This is a genomic window from Cohnella rhizosphaerae (assembly GCF_029525575.1).
GTDB lineage: Bacteria > Bacillota > Bacilli > Paenibacillales > Paenibacillaceae > Cohnella > Cohnella rhizosphaerae.
Genome location: NZ_JAPDIA010000003.1, coordinates 1,004,043 through 1,029,442, shown reverse-complemented (window position 1 = coordinate 1,029,442; position 25,400 = coordinate 1,004,043). Strand labels below are relative to the sequence as shown.

Genomic DNA, 25,400 nt, shown 5'->3' with positions numbered 1-25,400 from the left:
CTGTACAGCCAGTAAATGGTCATGAACGCTTTCCCGACAGCCGTCACTTTTTCGAATATGCGCAATAAACGCCGCTAGACTTTGCTCTCCTAGGTCTTCCGCCACCATGTCCCCCCTTCCAGACGCAGGACTATTAAACTACCCCGCACCATACGACACCAATATTCGGCATTATTTGTAAATCTCCTTCTTTTAATTTTACAGTTTTTCCAAATCTGATTGGAGTACCCATCTGCTAAACCGAGGCCAGATTTGAATTGGCAGAAACAGTAGTATCTATTAAGATAAGGTCAGAACAAAGGTGCGAATCGCAACCTCACATAAAAGTTCCGAAGGATTCGCACCTCGAAATTTGTCGAAAACAGCCTCGCTTCCTTATCTCGTAGTCTTGTCAAGTCACAAGCAATGACTATATGGCTGTTTGTTTTTCGTAAATCATGTCTTTTTCATGCCCGTTTGGCATGGTTTGAGGTTGTTTTGCTGTCGCTCCCCACGTGGGGAGCGTGGATTGAAATACGCCAGTCCTCCGTGCCAGCAACATTCGGCTACGTCGCTCCCCACGTGGGGAGCGTGGATTGAAATGTCGGCCAAGTCGGTAATTTTACCCGGTTCGGCAAGTCGCTCCCCACGTGGGGAGCGTGGATTGAAATGAAAACCAGGTTGCGCGTCTCGGGATAAATCACCGTCGCTCCCCACGTGGGGAGCGTGGATTGAAATTCGTTCAGCGGCTTTAATGTGTCAGGAAGTGCGTCGCTCCCCACGTGGGGAGCGTGGATTGAAATTGACAAAGGAACTTCATGAGCAAGTCAAAGAAGACGTCGCTCCCCACGTGGGGAGCGTGGATTGAAATCTTCTTGATCCGCTCGTGCTCCGTCTTTTCGTCGGTCGCTCCCCACGTGGGGAGCGTAAATTGAAATAGCTTACAGGAAGTGGCACCGCTCGCGGCCGACCGTCGCTCCCCACGTGGGGAGCGTGGATTGAAATGGCAAACAGCTCCTATTCGGCGGAGGCGCTGCGCGTCGCTCCCCACGTGGGGAGCGTGGATTGAAATGCCCTGGACACGATCATGCAAGACCGGGTAAACATGTCGCTCCCCACGTGGGGAGCGTGGATTGAAATGCCTTTCTTGCAAACCCGGCAGACCCCCAATGAGCGTCGCTCCCCACGTGGGGAGCGTGGATTGAAATCTGGCGCTGAAGGAACGGGACCCGGAAACCGTCGGTCGCTCCCCACGTGGGGAGCGTGGATTGAAATGCACAAGGGGCAGCACGTCCACGTCGTGTTCGGCGTCGCTCCCCACGTGGGGAGCGTGGATTGAAATTCGGATCGGTTCTCGGATATTTCCTGCATTGGCGTCGCTCCCCACGTGGGGAGCGTGGATTGAAATTTCGAACTTCGCGAGCGTCGGATGCTACAATTGCGTCGCTCCCCACGTGGGGAGCGTGGATTGAAATGGCTTCATCATTCCTGCATTGAAAGCAGATTGCCGTCGCTCCCCACGTGGGGAGCGTGGATTGAAATAGGTTATTGATCTCGCGCTGGAGTTTTACGTTGTCGTCGCTCCCCATGTGGGGAGCGTGGATTGAAATCGATCCGCCTGCGTACCACTTAAGTAGATCCATGTCGCTCCCCACGTGGGGAGCGTGGATTGAAATTGGTTCTTCGGAATGCCGGTGTTGTCGGCCGTTTCCTGTCGCTCCCCACGTGGGGAGCGTGGATTGAAATCACCGAGGCGACGGTCTATAAGCGGACGTATCTCCGTCGCTCCCCACGTGGGGAGCGTGGATTGAAATACCATCCGATGGAAGGCGGGCGGCGCGGCACCAGCGTCGCTCCCCACGTGGGGGAGCGTGGATTGAAATCTGAAGAAGCAGGAGGGGTACGGCGGCGAGCGCGTCGCTCCCCACGTGGGGGAGCGTGGATTGAAATGCGCTGAGCGCGCCCTCCCACTCGTCGTACTTGCCCGTCGCTCCCCACGTGGGGAGCGTGGATTGAAATCGAAGTCATCTACGTCCCCGTCAACCGGCTGCGCATGTCGCTCCCCACGTGGGGAGCGTGGATTGAAATAGCTCCGGGATCGTGCTGCCGTCGTACTTCGGAACGAGTCGCTCCCCACGTGGGGAGCGTGGATTGAAATATTCGTATCGATGGTTGCATCTGGTGTGCGAACAGTCGCTCCCCACGTGGGGAGCGTGGATTGAAATCAGCATCCGGGGTCAAGCTTTTTTTATGGCGTAAGTCGCTCCCCACGTGGGGAGCGTGGATTGAAATTTGCTATGTATCCATGTGAATACGGTGTGACCCTCGTCGCTCCCCACGTGGGGAGCGTGGATTGAAATGCCTTGGGGTTCCCCGGCCGCGCCTCCGTCTGGCGTCGCTCCCCACGTGGGGAGCGTGGATTGAAATTTGCGCAGCTGCTCGATTCTCGTAAGCGTGATTGGTCGCTCCCCACGTGGGGAGCATGGATTGAAATGCATTTTATCGACCATTTCCCAAAAGGAGGGAACGTCGCTCCCCACGTGGGGAGCGTGGATTGAAATCAGATGCTCGGCCTTAACGCCGATGCGATGATGCAGGTCGCTTCCCACATGGGGAGCGTGGATTGAAATAAAATATGCGTCGAGGCCCTGGCGCTTTTGCTGCCGTCGCTTCCCACATGGGGAGCGTGGATTGAAACCTCGCGCTTGGCTCGAAGTGCTTCTTGAGCTGCCGTCGCTTCCCACATGGGGAGCGTGGATTGAAATCAGCTCGGCCTTGAACGCGATCCGCTTGTCGGCGTCGCTCCCCACATGGGGAGCGTGGATTGAAATAATAAGAACTATGCCATTTTTAGTTCGATTACCGTCGCTCCCCACATGGGGAGCATGGATTGAAATTAGTTCCGTTTATTTTATCAACGCGATAGGTCAATGTCGCTCCCCACATGGGGAGCGTGGATTGAAATGTTAAGGCTATCGGTTGAATGAGTGTAGGCCGTAGTCGCTCCCCACATGGGGAGCGTGGGATTGAAATGCCCGTCTTCACATTGACGTTCGTACCGGCGACCGTCGCTCCCCACAGGGGAGCGTGGATTGAAATTTCCTGAACGAGGTGCAGCACGACTTTGTTCAGCGTCGCTCCCCACGCAGGGAGCGTCGATTGAAACAAAAGGATACACGTATCGCTATAGCACAGAGATGGTCCCTCTGTTGATTAATAAATGGGTTGTTTTCAAGGCAACAAAAAAAGCCCTATCAACGACCAAAGGAAAATCCGCAAGGGAATTCATGGTTGGTTACCCATAGGGCACTTTTTTTAGGAAGTATCAGAGCTCCCACAAGTTACATGACGGAGAGCGGAAAAAGAAAAGCTTTAAATGATTTTATCTCATCATTCCATCATTCCTCACTAAAAAAAGAAAGAAGCGGGACATAGACCCGCTTCTCCTAAACCAATCTTAACGGTGAGTAGAATGCGCTCGCCGAAGTTTCGGAACGGATTTGACGGTGGGCTTCGAGATAAAATGAATTCGCACCCCCGGCTTTTTTGCTGCTTTTAAACGATCGCGCAAATGACCGATGTAGACCTGCGAAGGGTCCGTAGGGTCATATTTCCGGTTAATCGCTTTTTCAATATCGACGATCTCGCGCGCAAAATCCGCTGCATTCGGTTCAAAGCCAGCCGTTCTGCGAACAACGCGGTAATGCTTCAGCAGCACTTCCTTCGCCTGATCACCCGCAAAACCGAGACCTTCTAGTTCGTTTATGACTGCTCGGATATAGGGTTTATTCATCATGTGATTTCCGGTCATGCTGGTCATAGAAATCCCACTCCTTTTTGTAGTTCGTGGAATTATTAATCTTTCCCGTGAACCTGTCGAGACTTAATTTGTAGTATCCCTCAAACTGCAGGATACGATCCAATCGTTCATCAAAAAAAGGCAATCTGGTCACCGAGCTCTAATCCCAGAAGCCGATTGCCGTCTCTGGAGCGGGTTATGTTTCGCCCAAACCAATTGATATGCTCCGCTTCATCCAAGGACATGCCGCTTTGAATAAACTCCGCAATGACATCACCTGTATCGTTGTCGGCCATCGACCCGCAAACGATCTGAGGATGGGGCATATCTTCCCGCGTATCGCAAAGGCAGCGGTCGAGTGAACTGTCATACCTATGATTTAATACGAACCGTACCCAATCGAAACTTTCACCGCGAAAATCTTTAACAGAGATGTCGTCACCATACCGTTCAGGGTATATGCGTATCTTGGCGACAGCAGGGATTTCGTTGGAAGAAATGGTCTCTGCTCCGGACTCAATTCTCCGGATGAGTTTTCCGACTGGCCAGGTCATAGCTTGATTGAGATCTATCGTGGTATAAAATCCGGTGCCAAAGTCTCTATTCCGGCTTTCGCGCAGGAATTCGAAGTTAATTAACTTCGTCTTCAGACCACCGGCAAGCGCCCCCCGTTGTGTTGCCGTGATACACAACGTCTGGAAGCCGTAGTGACGTGATAAAGGTAGCCATATAACCCTCCAGGTCCACTATATCATACCAGTAGTTGTCTTCGGCCGATTACTTGCAATGGATTACAGCGGATAATTGTCACATATCAGCGGTGTTAAGACTATATCGTCAACGTCACGGCGGAAGCCTGCGTGCTTAGAGCCGTCCAGGCGAAGGAAGCCGCTTCGAGCTGTCGCTCCCCCTTTCTACCTCAAACCCGGAACCTGTTATAACGGGAGACCCGATCTTCATAGAATGATACAAGCCTCTCAAAAGGATAGAACGAGCGCGGAAGCAGGTGGCAAATGACGTTGGAACCGGAAATTCGGGAGCGCAGGGCGCGCTTTGAGGAAGCTGTGCGGCAAGCGGTACTGCGCCAGGAAGAGGCGATCGCCGACTTTATGCGCGCTGCGGCTTTGCAAATGCAGGTTTGCATGGATGCCGTCACCGGAAGCGCAGACAGCCCAAGCAGCTCCCCCGCCGGACGTACGTGCATTAGCGGATACGCTGGCCGCTTCTGCCCGGATTGCCGAGGCTTTAGCCGGTCTGCAAGGCATAACGCGGGAGCTTGTTCGCAGCTTGAGCTTCGGACAGGAATATACAGCCGGCCGCCAACCTTCGGGCACGAACGGCCCTGCGCGAACGATCCGTTATTCAAGCGCGGAAAAGGCTGCGCCTGCCTGGTTGGCATCGTCAAAAGTCAAACCGAAGTAAACAGCTATCGCTCAGCACATGCGAAAAAGCCTCATCCGGCGCGCAGGATCGCCTTGGATGAGACTTTTTCCGCTGCGGGCAAAAGGATCGGCCGGACGACCGGATCTATCCGAGTCTGACCGGGTCCAACCGCCCTGAGGCGAAAGCGCCTATTCGCTCGAAGCCGGCGACACGTAAGCCTTCTTCACCACGAACGCGCCTTTCGCGTTGATCAGACCTTCCCAACCGCCCTTAATGGCATGGGCCAGGCCATTCTTGAAGGCATCCGCCTGATCGAAGGTCGGCTCGATGACGACCGCGCCCTTCTTGTTGATATAGCCGTACTTGCCGTCTTGCTCGAACGCCGCCAATCCTTCGCTGAAGTCGCCGACGTCGTCGTAGTCCGTTTCCAATACCGGCTTGCCCGTCTTGTCGATGAATTGAACGGCGCCGTCCTTGACGACCGCGGCAAGCCCGTCGCTGAAGGCGTAGCCTTCCTCGTACAATGCGGGAATCGCCCATTCGCCCTTCGCGTTAAGGAAACCGAACACGCCGGTCGATTGCTCCACGCCGTCTGCCTCCGTGCTTACGAGCGTCGAAGCGAGCGCCAGACCATCCCTGAAGTCCGATACGGACTGATATTTCGCGGGAATGACCAGCTTGCCCGTCTTGTCGATAAAGCCGTAGCCTGCCGCCGATCTGTACGGCCGCGAGACCGCCGCTGAAGTAGAAGGCGTCTTCGTATTGCGCAGGAATGACGAGTTTGCCTGTCTTGTCGATGTAGCCGAAGCTGTCGCCGCTGCGTACCGCCGCCAACCCTTCGGAGAAGTCGAACAGCTCGTCGTAAGCCGGGCTCAGCACGACTTTGCCGGACTTGTCGATGTAGCTCTGCGTCCCGTCCTTCGACGCAACGAGCGCCAGGCCATCGGAGAAGTCGTACGCGCTGCTGTATTGCACCGGAATCGCGATCTTGCCGCCGCGATCCACATAACCGAACGAATCGCCCTGCTGCAGCAGCGACAGGCCGCCGCTGAATGCGCTCGCCGTTCCGTACGTCGCGCCGATCACGGACTCGCCAAACACGTTGACGAACGAGGTGTAGCCTCCCTGCTCAAACGGATGCAATCTCGTGTTCACCTCGTAAGCGCCCGTCGAAGCGTTCCACGAAAGCGAAGCGCCCAGCGACTCGGCGACGAAGCGCAGCGGCACGTAAGGCACGCCCCCGATGAGGACAGGCGCCGCGACGATCGCGATTTTCGCGCCGTTCACCTTCGCCGTCTTCGAGCCGGGCTGCAGGATGATCAGGCGATTGCCCTTTTTTGATCGAGATCGTATTCGTCTTGGCATCGTACTTGCCCGCCGCGCCCAGAGCGGCAGAGACGCCTGCGAGCGGCCCGTAGGTCGCGCCGTTTTGGGCGACGGGGGCCCAAAGAGCCTGCTGGCTCGTGCCGTCCACCGTCACATAGGGCTTCGCGGCAGGCGCCGCGAAGGCGCCCGGCACGGCGGCGAAGGCGAGCGCTTGCGCGCCGATGGCGAAGGCGAGCGCGGTTTTGGCGATGCTTTTTTTGAATGCTGCGGCTATGGGACATATCGTTTACCCCTTTATATTGGAAGATGACTGCGTGTCGAGCCCGGTTCCGTCGCGTCGGCTTACTTCTTCAGATAGATCTGGTCGAACGTGCCGCCGTCCGAGAAGTGCGTCTTCTGCGCCTTGTCCCAACCGCCGAAATCCTTGATCGTGACCAGATTCAGCTTCGGGAATTGCTTCGAATATTCGAGCGCGACCTTTGGATTAATCGGACGATAGAAGTTGCGGGCCGCTATGCGCTGACCTTCCTCGGTATATAGATAGTCCAGATAAGCGGTAGCGACTTGGCGCGTATCGTGCTTTTGCACGTTTTTCGTGACGACGGCTACGGTCGGCTCGGCGAGAATGCTGAGCGACGGCGTGACGATCTCGAACTTGTCGCCGTACTCCTTTTTCGCGAGAAACGCTTCGTTCTCCCAGGCGAGGAGCACGTCGCCGATGCCCTTCTCCACGAATGTCGTGGTCGAGCCGCGGGCGCCGGTGTCGAGTACCGGAACGTGCGTGAAAAGATCCTTCACGAACGCCTTGGCTTTGTCGTCGCTGTTGTTGTTATGCTTGAGCGCGTAAGCCCAGGCCGCCAGATAGTTCCAGCGGGCGCCGCCCGACGTCTTCGGATTCGGCGTGATGACCTTCACGTCGTTTTTCACGAGATCGTCCCAGTCCTTGATGCCCTTCGGATTGCCCTTGCGCACGAGAAAGACGATCGTCGACTTGTAAGGCGCGCTGTTGTTGGCCAGCCGGCTTTGCCAGCCTTTGCTGATCAGGCCCTTCTGCTCGATCGCCGAGACATCGTATTCCAACGCAAGCGTCACGACGTCGGCTTCGAGGCCGTCGATGACGGAGCGGGCCTGGGCGCCGGAGCCGCCGTGGGATTGCTTGACGGTGACGGACTGGCCGGTTTTCTTTTTCCAATACTTCGCGAATGCCGCGTTGTAATCCACGTACAGCTCCCGCGTCGGATCGTAGGATACGTTCAGCAGCGTGACGCTTTTCTTCTCGTTCTTCTTCGATACGGCCGCGAACGCGCTGGAAGTCGTCAGCGCGAACGCCAGGATCACGAACATGGCGATTTGCAGGCTTCTTTTCATCTTTGCATTCTCCCTTTGTCCCCATTTGGTTTTTGTCGGAAAACGAAAGAGGCCGCGATCCGCCTCTCCGCGCGAGGATGAGTTACGCGAAGTCGCGTCCGTTCACCCTCGTTCCCTTGCGATCGGCGATGTTGCCGCATGTGCGGCAATCCAGCGCGATCGAGGGACGCAGCCTGACGCCGATCGGCGTTCTCGGTCTGCGGCGGAGAAATGCATATCGGGCCTCCGGTCGTCCGGTAGGTGAATCCATTTCTTGGAACGATCATACCTCCCATTATTCCAACCTGTCAACTAGGTTTTATAAACTTTATTTTACATTTTTCTATTGACACTTTTCCGCTGCAATTGTTACAATCGCTCCGTAAAACCCATTTTTCCAATTGGAATTTACATCGCAGCTTGAAGGGGCGTCATACCGATGATGAAAAGAAAAGAAAAGCTTTCCGTCCTCTCCGCGGCGATGCTGCTCTCGTCCGCTTTAGCGCTGTCCGCTTGCGCTTCGGGCGACGGCCAGCCGATGAACGCGGCGGACGCGTCTCCGTCCTCCAGCTCGGACTACAGCAAGGCGGTCACGCTTAGCGGCGTCTCGCCGGACGGCACGGAGTCGTTGTTCGCCGCGTTAAACGACGCGTACGCCGCCGACTGGAAGGCGAAGACGGGGCAAGACGTCTCGGTCAAACAGACGACCGGCCCTTCCTCTGTCGAGAAAGAAGCCGTGAAAGGCGGCACGCTCAAGGCCGACCTCGCCGTGCTCGGCGTCGGCACCGACATCGACGAGCTCCAGGCTGCAGGGCTGGTCGAGGAAGGCTGGCAGCAGCGTTACGATTACAACAGCTCTCCCTTTTATACCACTGTCGCGTTTGCCGTCCGGCCGGGCAACCCGAAAGGCATCAAGACATGGGACGACATCGCCGCGCCGGGCATCAAGCTCGTGGCGGCCGATCCGAAGTCGTACAGCGATGCCAGGTGGACTTATACGGGGGCGTGGGCTTACGCCTTTGATCAAGCTGCCGATGAGGAAGCCGCCAAAACTTTCGTTAAAAGCATTTATGCGAACGCCGGCAATCCGGATGCCGACGAGGCGGCTGCGCAAGCGCGATTCCTCGGCGGCGAGGGCGATGTCTGGCTTACGACGGAGGCGCGGGCGCTCGCGCTGGCCGCCGGCGAGGCCCAGGGCAAGATCGAGGTCGTCGTGCCGTCGGTGACGCTCGCCGTCGAGCCGATCGTGTCGGTCGTCGACAAGAACGCCGCGGAAGCGGGCACACGCGAGGCGGCCAACGGCTATGCGGACTTTCTGTTCACCGAGCCGGCGCAGCAGATCGCTGCGGAGCACTACTATCGCCCGCGCTTCGCGTCCATCGCCGAGCAGTTCGCGTCTCGGTTCCCGGAGACGACTATACTAACGGTCGACGACAACCTTTCGGGTTGGGAGGATCTGAACAGCAGCCAATTCGCCGATGGCGGCTTGTTCGATCGGTTGGTCGGGAAATAAGCGAGGCGGGATGCGAAGCAAGTTGCGAACCCGGATGTAAAGCGAACCGGGACGTGAAGCGAACTGCGCGCAATCGTCTACGTCTCGAGCGGCGGCCACACAAAACAAAACAACGCTCCTCGACTTGAGGAGCGTTGTTTCGTTGTGTAATGCGGTTTGTTGGCAGCATGCTCAGGGGTCATCGCTTCACCAAGCGAAGGCGATCGCCGGCCCCTCCGCGGACCGCCCCTACCGCCTCAGACCGGATTCACCTTCACCGCCGCTTGCTTGCCGCTGACCTGAATCCCGGTCTCGCGGGAGCCGTGCTGCGCGAGCGCCTTCAGCATGCGCTCGATGAGCGCCTTGGCGCGCTCGCCTTCCTTGGCGCCGGCCAGCTTGACCGTGAGCTGCACGGCATGCCCCGAGGTCAAGAGCTTCTCTGCCTGGCGCAGCTTGGTCTCGTAGTCGTGCTCTTCGATCTGCGCGGTCAGCCGCAGTTCCTTCGTCTTGACTGCACCGCCCTGTACGCGCTCCGCCCGCTTCTCCTGCGCGGCCGACTGCTTGGCGGCGCCCCGCGCGACCAGCTTGCACGGCGGCGGGCTGCTGAGCAGCGACGTGCAGACGAGGTCAGCTTTCGCCTCTCTCGCCATCGCGAGCGCCGCTTCCCGTCCGACGATGCCCAGATCCTCTCCATGCAGCCCGGTGAGTGCCACCTCGGACGCTTTGATCTTTTCGTTCATCAGCAGCATGCTGCCTCTCTCCCCTTTCCTGCCTGCAACGCTACAGATTCAGCACGCCGTGCTGCGCGGCCGTATGCAGATCGCGCCATACGCGATTGACCGTCTCCCGCCGCATCAGCGCAGTCATACCCAGCATCGGCCAGACCGCATGCGCGGCACCGACGGCCGTTCGGGCCGCTTCGACGCAAGCGCCGCCGACGCGCCGCACCGTCTCGTCGGGCAGCTCGCGCCGTTCGGCAAACGTCTGCCAAGACGATGCCGTCTCTCCATAAAACCGGTCGGCAGCCGTCGCCAGCAATTTTCGCTGTCCTTCGATGGCCTCCGATACCCGTTCGTATCGGCCGGCATAAGCGCGATCCCACTCGTTCCGCTTCGTGCCCGCGAGCGCGGCGGCTTCATCGAGGAATCGCCGTCCCAGCCCAACGACGACCGCCGCAAACGAGACCTGCGCGAACGGCATAAACGGATAGCGATAGATCGGATCGTCATAACGCGGGACGGAGGCGATATCGAAGGTGTGCGTATCCGGCACGAACGCGTCCGCGACGCGGATCGTATGGCTTTCGGTCGCCTGAAGCCCCATCGCGTCCCAATCCCGGACGACCTCCACTTGATCGGGCAAAAAAGGCGAACGAACGAATCTCGGGCGCACGTTCGCTCGCTCGATCTTCTGCTCGTTCTTTAGCTCGTTCTTTAGCTCGTTCTTCCGCCCGTTCTTCAGCCCGATAATCGCCAGCTCGACCGTCAGCGACCTCGTTCCTGCGAACGTCGATCCCGCTCCGCTCCACGATGCAATTCGCGGTGTAGAAGCTGGCATAACCGGCCCCGCTGCAATATTTCCAGCCGCCGTTCACCCGATAGCCGCCCGGCACCGCCTTCGCGACGCCCGTCGGATGGCCGCTGCCCGCAATGACGGCCCGCGGATCCGCGAACAGCGTCTCGGCCGTCTCCTCCGGCAGCGTCGCGGCGAAGAAGCCGCCGCCCGAACCGATCGTCACGAGCCAGCCGAAGCTGCCGTCGGCATAAGCCGCCTGCTCGAAAATACGCGCGGCGTCCGGCAGCGGCGTCATGCGCCCGCCCAGCGCTTCGGGCACGAAGAGCTTGAACAGCCGCTCCTCGTAAATCCGCTCCAGGATGTCCTGCGGCAGCCTGCCGTCTCGTTCGATGGCCGCGGGCAACCTTCGCGACTAGCGCCAGCAGCGCTTCCGATATGCCCTTGTCCGATTTCCCCATAAACGCGTGCCACTCCAATCTCTTTTTCCTATCCGGATGTTGCCTCTCTCATGTTCGTAAACGGACGCGTATCTCGCGCACGAGCTCGTTCACGTTCACCGGCTTGGACAAGTAGCCGTCCGCTCCCGCGCGAAGGCATTCCTCGCCGTCCTCCGCGAATGCCTTCGCGGTAAGCGCGATAATCGGCAGCTCCTTGCGGCCGGGCATCGCCCGAATGCTGGCGATCGCCTCAAGGCCGCTCATGCCGGGCATCATAATGTCCATGAGCACGAGATCGATCCTCGCGTTCCCCGACAGCAGCCCCAGCGCCTCCCCCTCCGGAGGACGCCGTGACGACGTCGAAGCGCTTCGCGGCGAGCGCGACGCGCAGCGAATAGACGTTATGCTCGTCGTCGTCCACGATCAGCAGGCAGTGCGTGGCGGGTACGGATTCCGCCGGACTGCCTGCCGCGGGACGTCCCGGCGCGCGCAGCGCCGGCGTCTCCAGAGACGCCGCCTGCTCCGTCGCCTCCGTATCCCGCCCCGAAGGCGCCGCAGCATCGACCGCCGAGGTGACCAGCGCCGGCCACGGCAGAAGCAGCGTGAACCGGCTGCCGCGTCCCGGCTCGCTCTCGAGCCGGATGTCCCCGCCCAGCAGCACCGCGAATTGCCTCGCGATGGACAAGCCGAGGCCCGTCCCGCCGTAGGAGCGGCTGATCGAGCCGTCGGCCTGAAAGAACGCGTCGAAGATCGCCTCATGCTTGTCCGCCGCGATCCCGATCCCGGTATCCTCCACCTCGAAGGCCAATCCCCCCTTCCGCCAGCAGCCTACCCTCCGGCACGCGCGAGACGACGAAGCGCACATAGCCTTCCTGCGTGAACTTCAAAGCGTTGGACAGCAGATTGTTAATGATCTGCTTCAGCCGCTGCTCGTCCGTGTGCAAATATTCGGGCACGTCCGCCTCGCTGCGCAGCGTGAAAGAGAGCCGCTTGCGCGATGCGATCGGACGGAACAGCTCGTCCATATGGCCCAGCAGCTCGCGCATGCTGAACACCGAGCGATCGAGCTCCAGTTTTCCCGCCTCGATTTTCGACAAGTCCAGCACGTCGTTGATCAGCCCGAGCAGCTCCTTGCCGGAATGATGGATGATGCGGGCGTAGCCGACCTCTTCCTCGCTGAGCCGGCCGTCGACGTTTTCCTCAAGCAGCTGCGCGAGCACGAGCACCGAATTGAGCGGCGTTCGAAGCTCGTGGGACATGTTGGCGAGAAATTCGGACTTATAGCGCGAGGCGGATTGAACCTGGGCGTACATCGTCTCCAGCTCCTGCTTCGCCCGTTCGAGCGAGCGTCCCTTTTCCTCGGAGATGCGGTACTGCTTTTCCAGCCGGGCCGCATAGATTTTCAGTTTGTGCGAGCGCTTGTCCTCCGTCATGAACTCTCGCAGGATGAAGATGAAGGCGAAGCATAAAAACAGGCTGATCAGGAAGGTGCCCGGCGCGATATCGACCAGATAATGTCTGCGGGGGGATGATGCCGAACAGCGCGATAAACGCCACGTTGCCGATGTTGACGGAGATGACGATCGTGATCATCTTGCGGAGCTCCGGCCACCGCCTGCGGCGCGCCAGCCATAGGATGAAGAGGACGAGCAAGCTCATCGCGACGATGTTCAGGCTGCCGACGAGCGCCGCCGGATTCAACCCGAAGGACAGCCGAGCGAGGCCGATGCCGAGCCCGATGACCAGGACAGACAGCCGGTTTCGCACGAACAGCGGCGCGACGATGACGGCCAAATAGCGCATATCGAACATGACCGTCTTCGAAAAGCTGAAGCCGAGCTTCATCGTCGTCCATCCGCATACGATCGCAAGAACGATGAACAGCGTTTCTTTCCATGCCGAAGGCCACTTGTAAACGACGTATTTGTAAAGCAGGCTTGCCAGATAAAGGAGCGTCAGCATCGTGCTGACGTTGATAAAGAAGATACGCAAAAACGCGTTGATATCGTCCACGGTGCACCGCCTCTTGGGAGCTTCTAACCATTATAACAAATCGCCCCCCCTTTACACGCGGTCGAACGACGAATTTGGCGGGAGCGGTTCGCCGGTTCGGCACTTCGCGCCTCGCACCGACCTCGAATAGGCGCGGGGCGCATGCGCCCCGCACCTGCCGAACTTATCCGCGCCCTACGCGAGCAGGTTGATCCCTTCCAACGCCAGACCGATGAGGAAGCCGCAGACGGCGCCGTTAACCCGGATCCACTGCAGATCGCCGCCGATCTTGTCTTCCATCATCTCGATCAGGGCATCGTTGTCCAGCCTGTCGATATTTTCCTTCACGAGCTTGCCGATCTTCCAGTGATTGCGCTCGACAAAGCCGGCGATCCGTTCCTGCACCCATGTCTGGAACAGCTCGATCACCTGCGGGTTCGCCCGGAGGCTGGCAAGCAGCCCGGAGATCGCCGGCAATACGTAGTCTTCGGTGAAACGGGGCTCTCGCACGAAGGCCAGCGCTTTGACGCGCAGATCCTCCAGCCAACCGGCCAGCTGGCGTTCGATCGCGCCGCCGTCCGCGAGCCGCGCCTTCCAGCCGTCGAGCTCTTCCAATACGGAAGGGGACTCCGGAAGATTGCGGATCGCGCCCCTCAGCGTCTCCAGCAGCATCTCGCGCAACGGATGGTCCTCTCGCTGCCGCATCTCCGACAGCGTGCCGACGATCGCGTTCTGCAGCAGGCCGCCGATCTTCTCTTCATCCATGAAGGAGATGAAGGCGTTCACGGCAAATCCCATCAGCCCGCCGACCTGCAGCTTCTGCAGCGCCGCCGAACCGATAATGCCGAGCTGTCTCCGGGTCTCCTCGCGGGAAGCGAGCCCGCCCGCCTTGTCGATCAGGAAGGCCAGCGCTTTTTCATCGTAGCCTCTTGCCAGCGTCTCGTCGCCGAGCTTGCGCAGCAGGCCGGCCGTATCGAGGTCGCGTACCTTCGTCTCGAGCGCGCGGGCGAGCATCGGGACGATCCGGTCCATCGGCAGATGCTCCAGCGCGAACTCGCTCACGCGAACGGCCACGGCGGCGGCGTCCTCGCGATGCGTCTCGAGCAAGTCGAGCAGCCGCTCGCCGATCTTGAATTCGGCGGTCTTGGTGACGATGCTCTCTTTGGTGAGCAGCTCGGTCTCGATGGCCTGGATGAGCGAGCGAACGACCTTGTCCCGGTTGCGCGGCAGCAGCGCCGTGTGCGGGATCGGGATGCCGAGCGGATGACGGAAGAGGGCGGTGACCGCGAACCAATCGGCGAGTCCGCCGACGAGCCCCGCCTCGAAGCCGCCGTGGAGCAAGGCGCCGCCCCAGCCTCCGAAGGGGAATGTGGCCAGGAATCCTGCTCCCATGATGCCAAGGGATATGGCGGCCGTATGCTTAGCTTGTCCGGGCATGTTCGGTAGACTCCTTCGGCTTCTATATTCTATGTATATATGATACCCAAAAAGAGAACGGACGGGGAAGCGCGGGATTCACCCGTCTTCTCCGTCCGTAAGTCGCGCATGCTTCGCGTCACTTGGCGCCCGATACGGGACCGCCGCCCAGCGGCAGCTCGGGCAGCTGCTTGACGTAGCTGTCCGACATGTTCAGCAGGCGAAGCGCCGCATCGTACTGCGCTTCGGTAGAACCGCCTGCGCTGATGCTGTTGTCCTTGACGTCGTAGTTGGTGCCGTCCTCGAACCCGACGCCCGGCAGGAACACCGACGTGTCGTTGACGAACGAGCCGGTCGGCAGGAAGTGGCGCATCGGCAGCAGGTTGCTCGTGCGGTTCATGAGATCCTCGCCGAAGTGGATCTGGCCCTTCACGGACACGCCCAGCAGGTTGGCGACCGTCGGCAGGACGTCGATCTGACCGCCCGTTTGCTCGAAGGTCTTGCCGTAAGAGACGCCGGGCGCGTGGACGATGAACGGAATGTTGAACATGTCCGTGTAGCCGTACTCCCGGCCGAAGATCCCTTCCATCAATGCCTTTTCCTTGTTATCCAGCGAATACAGCGGCAGCCCCTGGTGGTCGCCGTAAAATACGATGACGCTGTCGTCCCACAGGCCGCTGGACTTCAGCTCTTCAAGGAATTGACCCATCGCATAGTCGGCGTAGTTCTGAGCCAGAATGTAATTGCCGACAAGCGTGCCGTCGTACTCGGCGGGCAGCTTGATCTTGTCCTTGCCTTCGGGTATCCGGTACGGATGGTGCGCGCTCATCGAGATGACCATCGCGTAGAACGGCTTATCCGCCGCGTCCATCTTGACCAGCTCCGGAACTGTCTTCGCGTACAGCACTTCGTCCGAAGCGCCGAACGCAATATGGTCGTCGTCGCCGTAGAAGGCTTGATCGTAGTACTTGTCGAAGCCGATCGCCTTGTACAGCAGCGAACGATTCCAGAAGTCCACGCTGTTCGTATGGAACGTCGCCGTATCGTAGCCGTTCGACGACATCAGCCGCGGCAAGCTCGGCAGCGCCTTGTCCATGTAGTCCGAAGACGTGGCGGCCTCGTGATGCGGCACGTAGAGGGACGTGTTGACGACGAACTCGGCATCGGAAGTCGTGCCCTGGCCCACGTTGGTGTAGAAGTTGTTGAAGTAGAAATCGCCGGCCGCCAGCTTGTTGATGTTGGGCGTGATCTCCTGGCCGTCGATCGTAAGGCCGATCAGGAAGTTTTGGAACGATTCCATCTGCACGACGATGAGGTTCTTGCCCTTGGCCGCAGCCCAGAGCGCCGGATCGGCCGGCTGCTCTCCGCCTTTGAGCGCGTCGATCGCCGGTTGATTGATCTCCTTTATGTCGATGACTTCTTCCTGTACCGTGCTGTCGGCAAAAATCGTATAAACCTCGTAGTTGAGGATGCCCATGCCCTCTGCCTTTTTTATTCTCGTTCATGCTGGCGTGATTCGGCCAGATGTTGAAGATGCAGAGCGCGGCGGACACGATGAACGTCGCGAGCAGCGCAGTACGGTTGACCTTGCGCATGCCGATGCTCGTGAAGCGGGCGATATATTTCGGCCGGACCATATAAAACGCGAAAATGACGATATCGATGAAAATCAGCAGGTAGTACGGATCAAGCAGCGAGTAGGTGCTCTCTCCCACCTTCGTCACCTTGTCCGCTTGCTCGAGCGCATGGTAAGTGACGATGACGCCGTAGTATTTGTAGTACATAAGAACGGCGAAGTAGAGCAGGGTAATCGACAGGTTGACGATCATGTAATAGAGCAGCTTGCGCTTGGACGCGAACCACTCGATCAGGCAGAAGACGATCAGAATGAACGGAATCTCGGTCAGCACCGTCATCCACGAAGGGCCGTCGTCGAAGATGACAAACCAAGCCAGCGCGCCCTTTACGAGCAATATCAGTGAAAACCATAGGATCGGCTTGGATTTAATCGCATTCCAAACTCGCATCTTAAGCACTCTCCTCTTGCAGCAATGCCTTATTTTCAAACGGTATCCAAGTACGCAATTCAGTATCGTTTTTGTAATCGGTCTGTAAACAACGTTTTTAATTATGCCTCGAATGGAGCCGCATGTCAAAAGACATAAGCCGCGAAAAAAAGCTGAAATTCCGGCTTTTTTGAGCGTTCCCGCCAGCCAAATCGAGCCGATATGACCGCATTGAATGGGAATAAATTGAAAAGCCCAAAGATAAATAGGTCCTTACCCTTACTTACGCTCCCTTAACATAAACGAAGCATGGAGGGACAAGGTTCCGTATCTCTTCCTTAAATACAGCTAAAGTGCCGCGGCCGCTCGTCTCAACTTGAGGTTCATCAGCAAAAACGCCCCCTCCTTGGCGTCGCGGCCGCGGAGAGAGCGTCGTTATTTCACAGCACTTTGGAAAGGAACAACCGGGTCCGCTCCGTTCGCGGACGCTCGAACAGCTGCTCGGGCGGGCCTTCCTCGACGATCGCCCCCGACTCCATGAACAGGATCCGGTCGCCGACCTCGCGCGCGAAGCCCATCTCGTGCGTCACGACGACCATCGTCATGCCCTCCGAGGCGAGCTCCTTCATGACGGCGAGCACCTCGCCGACCATCTCGGGATCGAGCGCCGAGGTCGGCTCGTCGAACAGCATGATCTTCGGGTCCATGGCGAGCGCCCGCGCGATCGCGACCCGCTGGGCCTGTCCGCCGGACAACGAGTCCGGATAGGCGTCCGCCTTGTCCGCGAGCCCCACCTTGCGCAGCAGCGACATCGCCTTTTCCTTCGCTTCTTCGGGCGTTCGCCTGCGCACCTGAATCTGCGCCAGCGTCAGATTGTCCAGCACCTTCTTATGCGGGAAAAGATTGAAACGCTGGAACACCATGCCCGCTTCGGTACGGATATCCGCGATGTTCGTGCCCTTGGCCGTGAGCGAATGACCGTCGATGACGACGTCGCCTTCGTCCGGCCGCTCGAGCAGGTTGATGCAGCGCAGCATCGTCGATTTACCTGACCCGGAAGGACCGATGACGACAACCACTTCTTGCGGCGCAACATCCAGGTTAATGTCGTGAAGCACCTTGTTTTTGCCGAAAGACTTGGCGACCCCGCTCATTCGGATGATCGGCTCCATCACTTCACCTTCCTCTCGAACCATTGGAGCAGCTTGCTAAGCGTATACGTGAGCACGAAGTAGATCACGCCGGCAGCCAGGTACGGCTCCCACACTTTGTAGTATTGTCCTTTGGCCGCGTTGGCCCAGTACATGATCTCGGGCACCGCGATCCACGCGACGAACGACGAGTCTTTCACGAGGACGATAAACTCGTTGCCGAACGCCGGGATCATCCGCCGCACCGCCTGCGGTACGATGATATGGCGCAGCGTCTGCGCATGGGTCATGCCCAGCGAATAAGCGGCTTCGCGCTGCCCGGCGTCGATCGATTCGATGCCCGCCCGGTAGATCTCCGCGGAGTAGGCCGCGCAGTTGAGTCCGAGCGCCAGGATGGCGGCGACGATGCCGTTGGTCGTCCCCAGAATCGGCGGAATGACGCCGAAGTGGATAATGAGGACCTGCAGGATGAGCGGCGTTCCTCTGAACACGTTGATGTAGCCGCTCATCAGCCACCGCAGCGGCCAGAAGCGCGCCATTTTGCCGAAGCCTATGAAAAGCCCCAAGACGACGCCGATGGCGATCGCCGCCAGCGAGATGCCGATCGTCAGCAGGGTCCCCTTCAGCAGCAGGGGCAAGTAATCCTCGATAATATCGAATCTAAATGCGTAGTACACGCCCGCACCCTCTTTCATCAAAGAGAGCATGCGCCCCGGTCTGCCCGGGCCGCATGCCCCCTGCTTCCTGAATCGTTGCCGATTATGCCCGACCTTACTTGGCCGTAACCAAATTGCTCGTATCCGGCTCGACGCCGATCCACTTTTTTATACATCGCTTTGTATTCGTCGCTCGCGCGCACCTTCTCGACGGCCGCGTCGATCTTCTCCTTGACGGCCGGGTCCGTGTCCTTGGGCAGCAGGATGCCGTAGTATTCGGAGGCGAAGTTCGTGCGGTCGTAGATCGCGCTGAACTTCTTGTCCGGATTCTGCTGCACGTAAGCCTGCACGACGGCGAAGTCCGCCACGACGGCGTCGACGCCGTTGTTCTCCAGCTCCATCAGCGCAAGCGTGTTGCTGTCGAAGCGCTTCAGGCTCGCATTGTCGTCGCCCATGATGCCCTTCATCAACGTCTCGGCGGTCGTGCCGCCCTGAACGGCGACCTTCTTGCCCTTCAGCTCGAGCGCGTCCTTGACCGGCTTGTTATCTTTGGTCAGGATCATGTTCACCGATTCGAAATAAGGCACGGAAAAATCGAACGTCTGCTTGCGGTCGTCCGTGATGGAGATCGACGAGATACCCGCGTCATACTTGTGGTTCTTGCTGCCAAGGTCCGCGAACAGCGGGTCCCATCCCGTGTTGTCCAGCTTGTAGTCGTAGCCGGCTTCCTTCATGACGGCGTCCAGGAAGTCGACGTCGAAGCCGACGATCTTGTCCTTGTCCATGCTCTCCATCGGGGCGTAACTCGCGTCTGTCGCGAACTTCAGCGTGACCTTGCCCGCTTCCGTCGAGGCCGCGCCGCCCGCGTTCGCATTGGAATCTTCCTTCGCGCCGCAAGCGGACAGGCCCACTGCCAGCGCGGCAGTCAATATAATAGATGTCAGCTTTCTCAACATGAATAACCTCCCACATTCTAGTCAGCACTCATTCTATCAGCTAGAATGCGAGGATGGCAATGGAAAAAATTAATTTCAGCTTTATAAGTTAACATCAAAGGGCATATTTTATTAAACATTAGTATAATTCTTCGAAATCCTCTTTTTAGCATCGTGCTACGGGAAGGCGCTTACAGCTTCGCCTTACGGAACTGCGGCGTATTTCGAGCCGAAGGAGGCGTTGTACAGCGTTACCTGACGGGATGCGGAGTCTTCCGAGCAGAAGAGGCGCTGTACAGCGTTATCTGACGGGATGCGGCGTATTTCGGGCAGAAGAGGCGCTGTACAGCGTTACCTGACGGGATGCGGCGTATTCCGGGCAGAAGAGGCGTTGTACAGCGTTACCTGACGGGATGCGGCGTATTCCGGGCAGAGGAGGCGCTGTACAGCGTTACCTGACGGGATGCGGCGTATTCCGGGCAGAAGAGGCGCTGTACAGCGTTACCTGACGGGATGCGGCGTATTCCGGGCAGAAGAGGCGTTGTACAGCGTTACCTGCCGCCAGCGACCTTTTGCTCTGCGCGCTAGCGCGCACCGGACGGACCGAGGAGCCCTTATTTTGTTCCTATCGCGATTCGAAGACCGTTTTGCGGACCCGGGGGCCGTTATTTCGAGATTACCGACCTGTTTCAGCCTCGATACGGGGCAATAACGTCCCTCCGGTCCGAAACGATCGCAGATCGGCCCGTTTTTCCGAAATAGTTATCATGAACGAAACCGACATCCTGTTTGCTTATCTCGGAGGTTACATTTGGGAAAAATGGCGTTTACAGAAACAACCCATTTACCAAATACAGAGCTCAAAGCAAAAGGAGTCGGTTTAGTATGAGTATGGCCATCAAGTACGTAGGTTTAGACGTATCCAAATCCAAAATCGCGGTTGCCTTTGCGGATGAGGGACGAGGAGAAGCACGGTACTTTGGCGTCATCGAGCATAGCAAGGAAGCGGTATTGAAACTCCTGCAAAGGCTGCGTCGTCCGGGTGAGAAAGAGGAGGTGACTTTAAGGGTCTGTTACGAGGCAGGTCCCACCGGCTATGTGCTCTATCGTTGGCTATTGACGGCAGGCATCGCTTGCAGCGTGGTCGCGCCCTCGCTCATTCCCAAGCGTGCCGGCGACCGGGTCAAAACAGACAAACGGGATGCCATTCGACTCGCACAGCTGTATCGCGCAGGAGAACTGACGCCGGTATACGTGCCCACGCCAGCAGACGAAAGCTTGCGGGATCTCGTTCGCGCACGCGAGGATGCGGTCGAGGATTTGAATCGTTTTAAGCAACGACTGGGCAAGTTTCTGCTTCGCCACCAGCTTCAGGACGCCAAAGGCGCCAAACCCGGAACTTTCGCGTACGAGGAATGGCTGGATACGCTGCGTATTCCCGAGGACAGCTGCAAACAAATGACCTTTCAGGAGTACCGCCAATCGATTTGGGAAACGAAGGAGCGAATCAAGCGATACGAAAAGCAAATTGAAGAACAAGCCGCTTTAAGCGAGCAGGCGCCGGTCGTTCAAGCGCTGCAAGCCTTGCGAGGCGTAGCAGCCGTCACAGCCGTTACGCTTTCATCCGAGATGATGAGCAGCGACCGCTTTCACTCCGCCTCTTCGTTTATGAGTTACTGCGGACTGGTCAGCAGCGAATACTCCTCGGGAAGCAAGCCGCTGGCAAGGCCGTATAACGAAAGCCGGGAATGCGCATCTGCGTCGGGTACTGGTGGAAGCCGCGAAAAGTTACCGACACGCGCCCGCGATTCGCAGAAGAATGCGCGACCGTATCGAGGGGCTGCCACCGGAGGTTCAGTCGATTGCCTGGAGCGCGCAGCATCGATTACACAAGAAGTATTGGAGTCTGGCGCGAAGAGGAAAGCACAAGGGTTGCATCGCGGTCGCGATTGCCAGAGAACTGGCGGGGTTTGTATGGGCGATTGCTAAGGAGATCGAGAAGCTTCGTTTGCAAGCAGCGGTGTAAAACAACGGGTCCGAACAAAGGAGGCGATTGAGGGGGAAGCGATTCTTTTTTTACCTCAGAGGCAAAATCAGGCAAGGTGGAGAGAAAACCGCGTGAGCCGCTTGAGCAAGCGAATGCTTATGCTCGTCAATAGTTAGCGGGTAAGCTCTCCAGACGTATGAATAACATGTGTGAATCCACGAATATCAGATTGCCGACCAGCGAATTGCTTTTGCCTCTGAGCTAAAGAAGAATTGCCCCCTTCCGTCCCCTAAAGGGGAAACGCAGGGAGCGACGCCCCCTGCACCCCGTTACTCGCCGTAGGGGCACCTCCGGGCATTTCCATGCCGGAGATCCAGAAAAGTATGGGAAATGATGCGACCGCCTGTAAAGAAAATCGCTTGACAGGCTTCTATTCGCTATTGTCAAAAACACGGGTGCAAACAGAGACGCTTGACAGTTTCGTTCATATCAGCGGTTGCTGTGTCCGATGCCGATGCCGATGCCCGGCGACATCCTCTGTCCGATTTGCATTCCGCTCGCTACCCGCAATTTTCATAGATGCGAGCCGCCTGCCTCCCTCCTATCGCCGCCGCATCGTTAACAAGCGCAGTCTGCGATTTCACGTTCGCGATACGGGCTCCGATCGTTCGAAAAGGGCTTCATGGGAGGCATGCCTCCCATGAAGCCCTGATCTTTGTTCGCACCTGTTTCTACTATATAAATAGTAGCTTCATAAATAGTAGCTTCTTATTTGCTGACGATATCCTTGACGGCCTGATCGAACTTCTCGAACAGTTTGTCCTTGTCGATCGAACCGCCTTGATATTCCTGCATCGCCGCGCCCCAGCCCTGGATGACGCCGTCCGGGTACCGGCCCCAGTTCCAGCCGCCGGCTTCCTTCGCTTGCTCGGATACGGCAGCGCCGAGCTGTCCGATGTCTTCCTGCGTCGCCGGAATCGTGACGAGCGCCGGGATGAACTTGAACTCCTTCGTAATGTAGCTCTTGCCGGTCTCGGAGGTGACCATCCAGGCCAGGAACTTCTTGGCTTCTTCGGCGTTCTTGGACTTGCTGTTGACGATCCAGAAGTTCGCCGGTCCGGTGTAGATGCGCGCTTTGCCGCTGTCGTCGATCGGGATGGGCAGCATGCCAAGGTTCAGCTTGGCGACCTTGTCGACGTCGCCTTGAATCCAGTTGCCCTGCTGAATCATGGCCGCTTTGCCGCTGGCGAACGTGGCGACCTGCGTCGCGTAGTCCGTCGTCAGCTTATCCTTTTGCGAATTCTTGAAGACGAGATCGACGTATTTGATCCACTTCTCGAACACGGCGTTGCCCTTGAAGGAAGCGGTGCCCGCCTTGTTGTCTTCGATGAACTTGACCGGGTCGGCCTGCTCGGAGAGACCGACGTTGATCGTGTGATGTCCGATCGACCACCATTCGTTCGTGGTGGAGAATGGCGTGATGCCGGCATCCTGCAGCTTTTTTGGCCGCGGCTTCGAGCGCCGTCAGCGTCTTCGGCAGTTCGGTGATGCCCGCTTTGGCGAACAGATCCTTGTTGTAAACGATGCCGTATCCCTCGATATTCATGGGCATGCCGAGCAGCTTGCCGTCTACGCGAGCCGGCGCCGCAGCCGAATTGACGACGTCGGCGGCCCAAGCTTCGCCCGACAGATCCGTCGCGCGGTCGTAGTAGGGCTCAAGCGCCGCATAGCCTTCGGAGTTGAAAATCTCAGGCTCGGAGCCCGAAGCAATTTCGGCCTTCAGCAGCGCGTTGTAGTCCTCGCCGCCGCCGTGCGTTTCCACTTCGACCTTGACGCCCGTTTCTTTTTCGTAGGCTTCGGCCATTTTGTTCAAGGCGTCGGCGATCTCGACCTTGAACTGGAATACCTTGATCGTGACGTCCTTCTTGGGCGCGTCGGAGGATGCCGCCGCGGACGATGCCGGCGCGGAAGACGATGCGCCCGAGGCAGGCGCGGACGATGCCGGGGAGGCGTTGCCGTTGTTGTTGTTGCCGCAGCCTGCGGCGACGGTCAGGAGCGATGCGATCAAAATGCCTGCGGAGATGCGTTTCATGTAATGACCTCCCATGTATTCAATGTTCTGGCTACAGAGTCGAGTATAGAGGAGAAAACGTTTGCACAGAACCGACGATGTTGATGTCAAAAGTGTAACATATTGACCCGGACCCTATCCTTTGACCGAGCCCGCGGTGATGCCTTCGACGATATACTTCTGCAGCAGCAGGAAAAGCAAGACGATGGGAGTGACGCTCATGGCGAGACCGGCGAGCGCGAGATCCCATTGCTTCGTATATTGTCCGAAAAACCGCGTGACCGCGAGCGGAATCGTCGTCAAATCTTTGTTGGAGCCGATGATGAGCACGGGCAGCAGGTAGTCGTTCCAGATCCAGAGCGTGTTGAGAATGACGACGGTGACGGCGATCGGCTTCAGCAGCGGGAATACGATCCGCCAGAACACGCCGTAAGGCGAGCAGCCGTCCATGACCGCGGCCTCCTCGATCTCGAGCGGCACGCCTTTGATGAACCCGTGAAACAAAAACACCGACAGCGCAAGGCCGAAGCCGAGATAACAGACGACGATGCCGAGCAGGTCGCCGCGCAGTTCCAGAATGCTCGTCACGCGCACGAGCTGCAGCATGACCGACTGGAACGGGATGATCATCGACGAGATAAACGCAAGGAAAAGCAGGTTGTTGAAGCGCGTCGGCTTGCGGACGAGCCGGTAAGCGGTCATGGAGCTGATCGTCACGATGCCGGCGACGCTGATCGCCGTGATGACGACGGAGTTGCGAAGCGCGGTCGGGAAGCGGATCATGTCCCACACCCGCGAGTAGTTCGAGAACTTGTACGCGTCCGGCAGCGAGGCCGCGTCGACTAGAATTTCGCCGAGCGTCTTGAGGGAATTGACGAGCACGAAGTAAAACGGAGCGAGAAACAGCAGCGCCAGCAAAATCGCGAAAACCTCGATGCCGGCGAGCCTGTAGCGCAGCGAACGTTCGCGGTTCATCACGCTTCCACCTCCTTGCGCTTGGTGAGCCATACTTGCGTCACCGCGATCAGCGAGACGGCCAGGAAGAACAGCATCGCCTTCGCCGTGCCGAGGCCGTACCGGTTATTCACCAGCGCCTCCGCGTAGATATTGTAGGCGAGCGACTGGGTCGACGTCCCCGGGCCGCCCTTTGTGAGCGACAGGTTCAGGTCGAACATCTTGAAGGCATTGGAGATGGTGAGGAACAAGCATACCGTGACCGCCGGCATGATGAGCGGCAGCGTCACCTTGCGGATGCTTTGCCAGTAGCCCGCGCCGTCGATCGTGGCCGCCTCGAGCATGTCCTTCGGGACGCCGGTCAGCGCCGCGATGTAGATGACCATCATGTAGCCGGCCGACTGCCAGACGAACACGATGACGAGCCCCCCAGAAGCCGGTGCCCGCCGTACCGAGCCACGGCTGCTCGAAGAAGGACCAGCCGGTCATTTCCCCGACCGTCTTGAAGCCCTTGGTGAAGATAAACTGCCAAATATAGCCGAGCAGAATGCCGCCGATGACGTTCGGCACGAAGAACACCGTCCGCAGCAGATTGCGCGTCTTCAGCGCCCGCGTCAGCATGAGCGCCAGCACGAACGCCAGCAGGTTCGAAGCCAGCACCGTGACCGCCGTAAAACGCAGCGTGAAGCCGAAGGCGGCCCAAAACTTGTCGTCGCGCATGAAAATGCGATTCAGATTGTCCATGCCCGTCCAATGCGCCTTGTTCAGGTCGAGACCGTTCCACTCGGTGAACGAGTAATAAAAGCCAAGCATAAACGGCACGAGCACGATGATCGAAAAGACGATCAGGCCCGGCCCGACAAACACGAGCTGCTGCAGCCATTCTCCGGATTTACCGCCGCGTTTAGCCATGAGGCACACTCCCTTTCCGTTATGTAAAATATAAAGCGATAT

The 25,400-nt window shown here is 58.2% G+C and carries 19 protein-coding genes, 4 pseudogenes and 2 CRISPR repeat arrays; of the genes and pseudogenes, 3 read left to right on the top strand and 20 right to left on the bottom strand.

Translation table 11 applies throughout. From position 1 onward, the window contains the following. Positions 1 to 482: 482 nt before the first annotated feature. Positions 483 to 1,793: a CRISPR direct-repeat array (repeat unit 33 nt; unit sequence GTCGCTCCCCACGTGGGGAGCGTGGATTGAAAT). Positions 1,794 to 1,964: 171 nt separating this feature from the next. Further along, positions 1,965 to 3,011: a CRISPR direct-repeat array (repeat unit 33 nt; unit sequence GTCGCTCCCCACGTGGGGAGCGTGGATTGAAAT). Positions 3,012 to 3,436: 425 nt separating this feature from the next. The 5 genes from OMP40_RS10300 to OMP40_RS10280 all read right to left on the bottom strand — a co-directional run bounded on the left by OMP40_RS10300 (position 3,437) and on the right by OMP40_RS10280 (position 7,855). Next, entirely contained in the window at positions 3,437 to 3,799 is a 363-nt protein-coding gene (locus OMP40_RS10300) for a hypothetical protein (protein ID WP_277531142.1), read from the bottom strand. 110 nt (positions 3,800 to 3,909) lie between these two features. Beyond that, positions 3,910 to 4,470: a DUF3990 domain-containing protein gene (locus OMP40_RS10295; protein ID WP_277531140.1), complete on the bottom strand. Its 561-nt coding sequence runs from the start codon at positions 4,468 to 4,470 to the stop codon at positions 3,910 to 3,912. An 879-nt stretch (positions 4,471 to 5,349) separates the two neighbouring features. Then, a complete protein-coding gene (locus OMP40_RS10290) occupies positions 5,350 to 5,832 on the bottom strand; it encodes a WG repeat-containing protein (protein WP_420871957.1) in 483 nt (160 codons plus the stop codon). Next, entirely contained in the window at positions 5,714 to 6,526 is an 813-nt protein-coding gene (locus OMP40_RS10285; RefSeq protein ID WP_277531136.1) for a WG repeat-containing protein, read from the bottom strand. Before OMP40_RS10285 ends, OMP40_RS10290 begins: the two co-directional genes overlap by 119 nt. A gap of 303 nt (positions 6,527 to 6,829) precedes the next feature. Next, on the bottom strand, positions 6,830 to 7,855 hold the full coding sequence (locus OMP40_RS10280; protein WP_277531135.1) for a sulfate ABC transporter substrate-binding protein: 1,026 nt from the start codon (positions 7,853 to 7,855) through the stop codon (positions 6,830 to 6,832). 418 nt (positions 7,856 to 8,273) lie between these two features. On the opposite strand from OMP40_RS10280, the gene OMP40_RS10275 reads away from it, so the two are divergent. After that, the gene (locus OMP40_RS10275; RefSeq protein WP_277531133.1) at positions 8,274 to 9,347 is read left to right on the top strand and encodes a sulfate ABC transporter substrate-binding protein; all 1,074 of its coding nucleotides are present in this window, start codon (positions 8,274 to 8,276) and stop codon (positions 9,345 to 9,347) included. A 236-nt stretch (positions 9,348 to 9,583) separates the two neighbouring features. Here the strand turns inward: OMP40_RS10275 and infC are convergent, their stop codons facing one another. The 12 genes and pseudogenes from infC to OMP40_RS10215 all read right to left on the bottom strand — a co-directional run bounded on the left by infC (position 9,584) and on the right by OMP40_RS10215 (position 19,455). Next, positions 9,584 to 10,075, bottom strand: a complete 492-nt coding sequence (gene infC / locus OMP40_RS10270) for a translation initiation factor IF-3 (protein ID WP_277531131.1) — start codon at positions 10,073 to 10,075, stop codon at positions 9,584 to 9,586. 31 nt (positions 10,076 to 10,106) lie between these two features. Next, the gene (locus OMP40_RS10265) at positions 10,107 to 10,598 is read right to left on the bottom strand and encodes an acyl-CoA dehydrogenase family protein (RefSeq protein WP_277531129.1); all 492 of its coding nucleotides are present in this window, start codon (positions 10,596 to 10,598) and stop codon (positions 10,107 to 10,109) included. Then, the gene (locus tag OMP40_RS10260; protein WP_277531128.1) at positions 10,552 to 11,244 is read right to left on the bottom strand and encodes an acyl-CoA dehydrogenase family protein; all 693 of its coding nucleotides are present in this window, start codon (positions 11,242 to 11,244) and stop codon (positions 10,552 to 10,554) included. The genes OMP40_RS10265 and OMP40_RS10260 overlap by 47 nt, the downstream gene beginning before the upstream one ends. Before the next feature lie 103 nt (positions 11,245 to 11,347). Further along, the gene (locus OMP40_RS10255; RefSeq protein WP_277533092.1) at positions 11,348 to 11,563 is read right to left on the bottom strand and encodes a response regulator; all 216 of its coding nucleotides are present in this window, start codon (positions 11,561 to 11,563) and stop codon (positions 11,348 to 11,350) included. Beyond that, positions 11,529 to 12,074: an ATP-binding protein gene (locus OMP40_RS10250; protein WP_277531126.1), complete on the bottom strand. Its 546-nt coding sequence runs from the start codon at positions 12,072 to 12,074 to the stop codon at positions 11,529 to 11,531. The genes OMP40_RS10255 and OMP40_RS10250 overlap by 35 nt, the downstream gene beginning before the upstream one ends. Continuing rightward, positions 12,034 to 12,591, bottom strand: a complete 558-nt coding sequence (locus tag OMP40_RS10245; protein WP_277531125.1) for a sensor histidine kinase — start codon at positions 12,589 to 12,591, stop codon at positions 12,034 to 12,036. Before OMP40_RS10245 ends, OMP40_RS10250 begins: the two co-directional genes overlap by 41 nt. Then, complete coding sequence (locus tag OMP40_RS10240) at positions 12,557 to 13,291, bottom strand: hypothetical protein (RefSeq protein ID WP_277531124.1); 735 nt, start codon at positions 13,289 to 13,291, stop codon at positions 12,557 to 12,559. The genes OMP40_RS10245 and OMP40_RS10240 overlap by 35 nt, the downstream gene beginning before the upstream one ends. Positions 13,292 to 13,465: 174 nt before the next feature. After that, positions 13,466 to 14,707 carry a DUF445 domain-containing protein gene (locus OMP40_RS10235; protein ID WP_277531123.1) on the bottom strand — a complete coding sequence of 414 codons (1,242 nt, stop codon included), beginning with the start codon at positions 14,705 to 14,707 and terminating at the stop codon, positions 13,466 to 13,468. A gap of 118 nt (positions 14,708 to 14,825) precedes the next feature. After that, positions 14,826 to 16,713, bottom strand: a pseudogene (locus OMP40_RS10230) (LTA synthase family protein). Positions 16,714 to 17,132: 419 nt separating this feature from the next. Next, positions 17,133 to 17,855 (bottom strand): amino acid ABC transporter ATP-binding protein, encoded by a 723-nt coding sequence (locus tag OMP40_RS10225; RefSeq protein ID WP_277533091.1) that lies wholly within the window; start codon positions 17,853 to 17,855, stop codon positions 17,133 to 17,135. Between the two features lie 8 nt (positions 17,856 to 17,863). Further along, positions 17,864 to 18,520 carry an amino acid ABC transporter permease gene (locus OMP40_RS10220; RefSeq protein WP_277531121.1) on the bottom strand — a complete coding sequence of 219 codons (657 nt, stop codon included), beginning with the start codon at positions 18,518 to 18,520 and terminating at the stop codon, positions 17,864 to 17,866. Between the two features lie 17 nt (positions 18,521 to 18,537). Further along, positions 18,538 to 19,455: a basic amino acid ABC transporter substrate-binding protein gene (locus OMP40_RS10215; protein WP_277531119.1), complete on the bottom strand. Its 918-nt coding sequence runs from the start codon at positions 19,453 to 19,455 to the stop codon at positions 18,538 to 18,540. 864 nt (positions 19,456 to 20,319) lie between these two features. On the opposite strand from OMP40_RS10215, the pseudogene OMP40_RS41445 reads away from it, so the two are divergent. Next, positions 20,320 to 21,093 (top strand): annotated as a pseudogene (locus OMP40_RS41445) (IS110 family RNA-guided transposase); the annotation flags it as partial. Positions 21,094 to 21,166: 73 nt separating this feature from the next. Then, positions 21,167 to 21,460, top strand: a complete 294-nt coding sequence (locus OMP40_RS41440; protein ID WP_420871956.1) for a hypothetical protein — start codon at positions 21,167 to 21,169, stop codon at positions 21,458 to 21,460. Between the two features lie 729 nt (positions 21,461 to 22,189). Here the strand turns inward: OMP40_RS41440 and OMP40_RS41435 are convergent. The 3 genes and pseudogenes from OMP40_RS41435 to OMP40_RS10195 all read right to left on the bottom strand — a co-directional run bounded on the left by OMP40_RS41435 (position 22,190) and on the right by OMP40_RS10195 (position 25,358). Further along, positions 22,190 to 23,513: pseudogene (locus tag OMP40_RS41435) on the bottom strand (ABC transporter substrate-binding protein). Positions 23,514 to 23,627: 114 nt separating this feature from the next. Continuing rightward, entirely contained in the window at positions 23,628 to 24,467 is an 840-nt protein-coding gene (locus OMP40_RS10200) for a carbohydrate ABC transporter permease (RefSeq protein ID WP_277533090.1), read from the bottom strand. Beyond that, a pseudogene (locus OMP40_RS10195) lies at positions 24,467 to 25,358 on the bottom strand (carbohydrate ABC transporter permease). The gene OMP40_RS10200 and the pseudogene OMP40_RS10195 overlap by 1 nt, the downstream one beginning before the upstream one ends. Between the last annotated feature and the right edge of the window lie 42 nt (positions 25,359 to 25,400).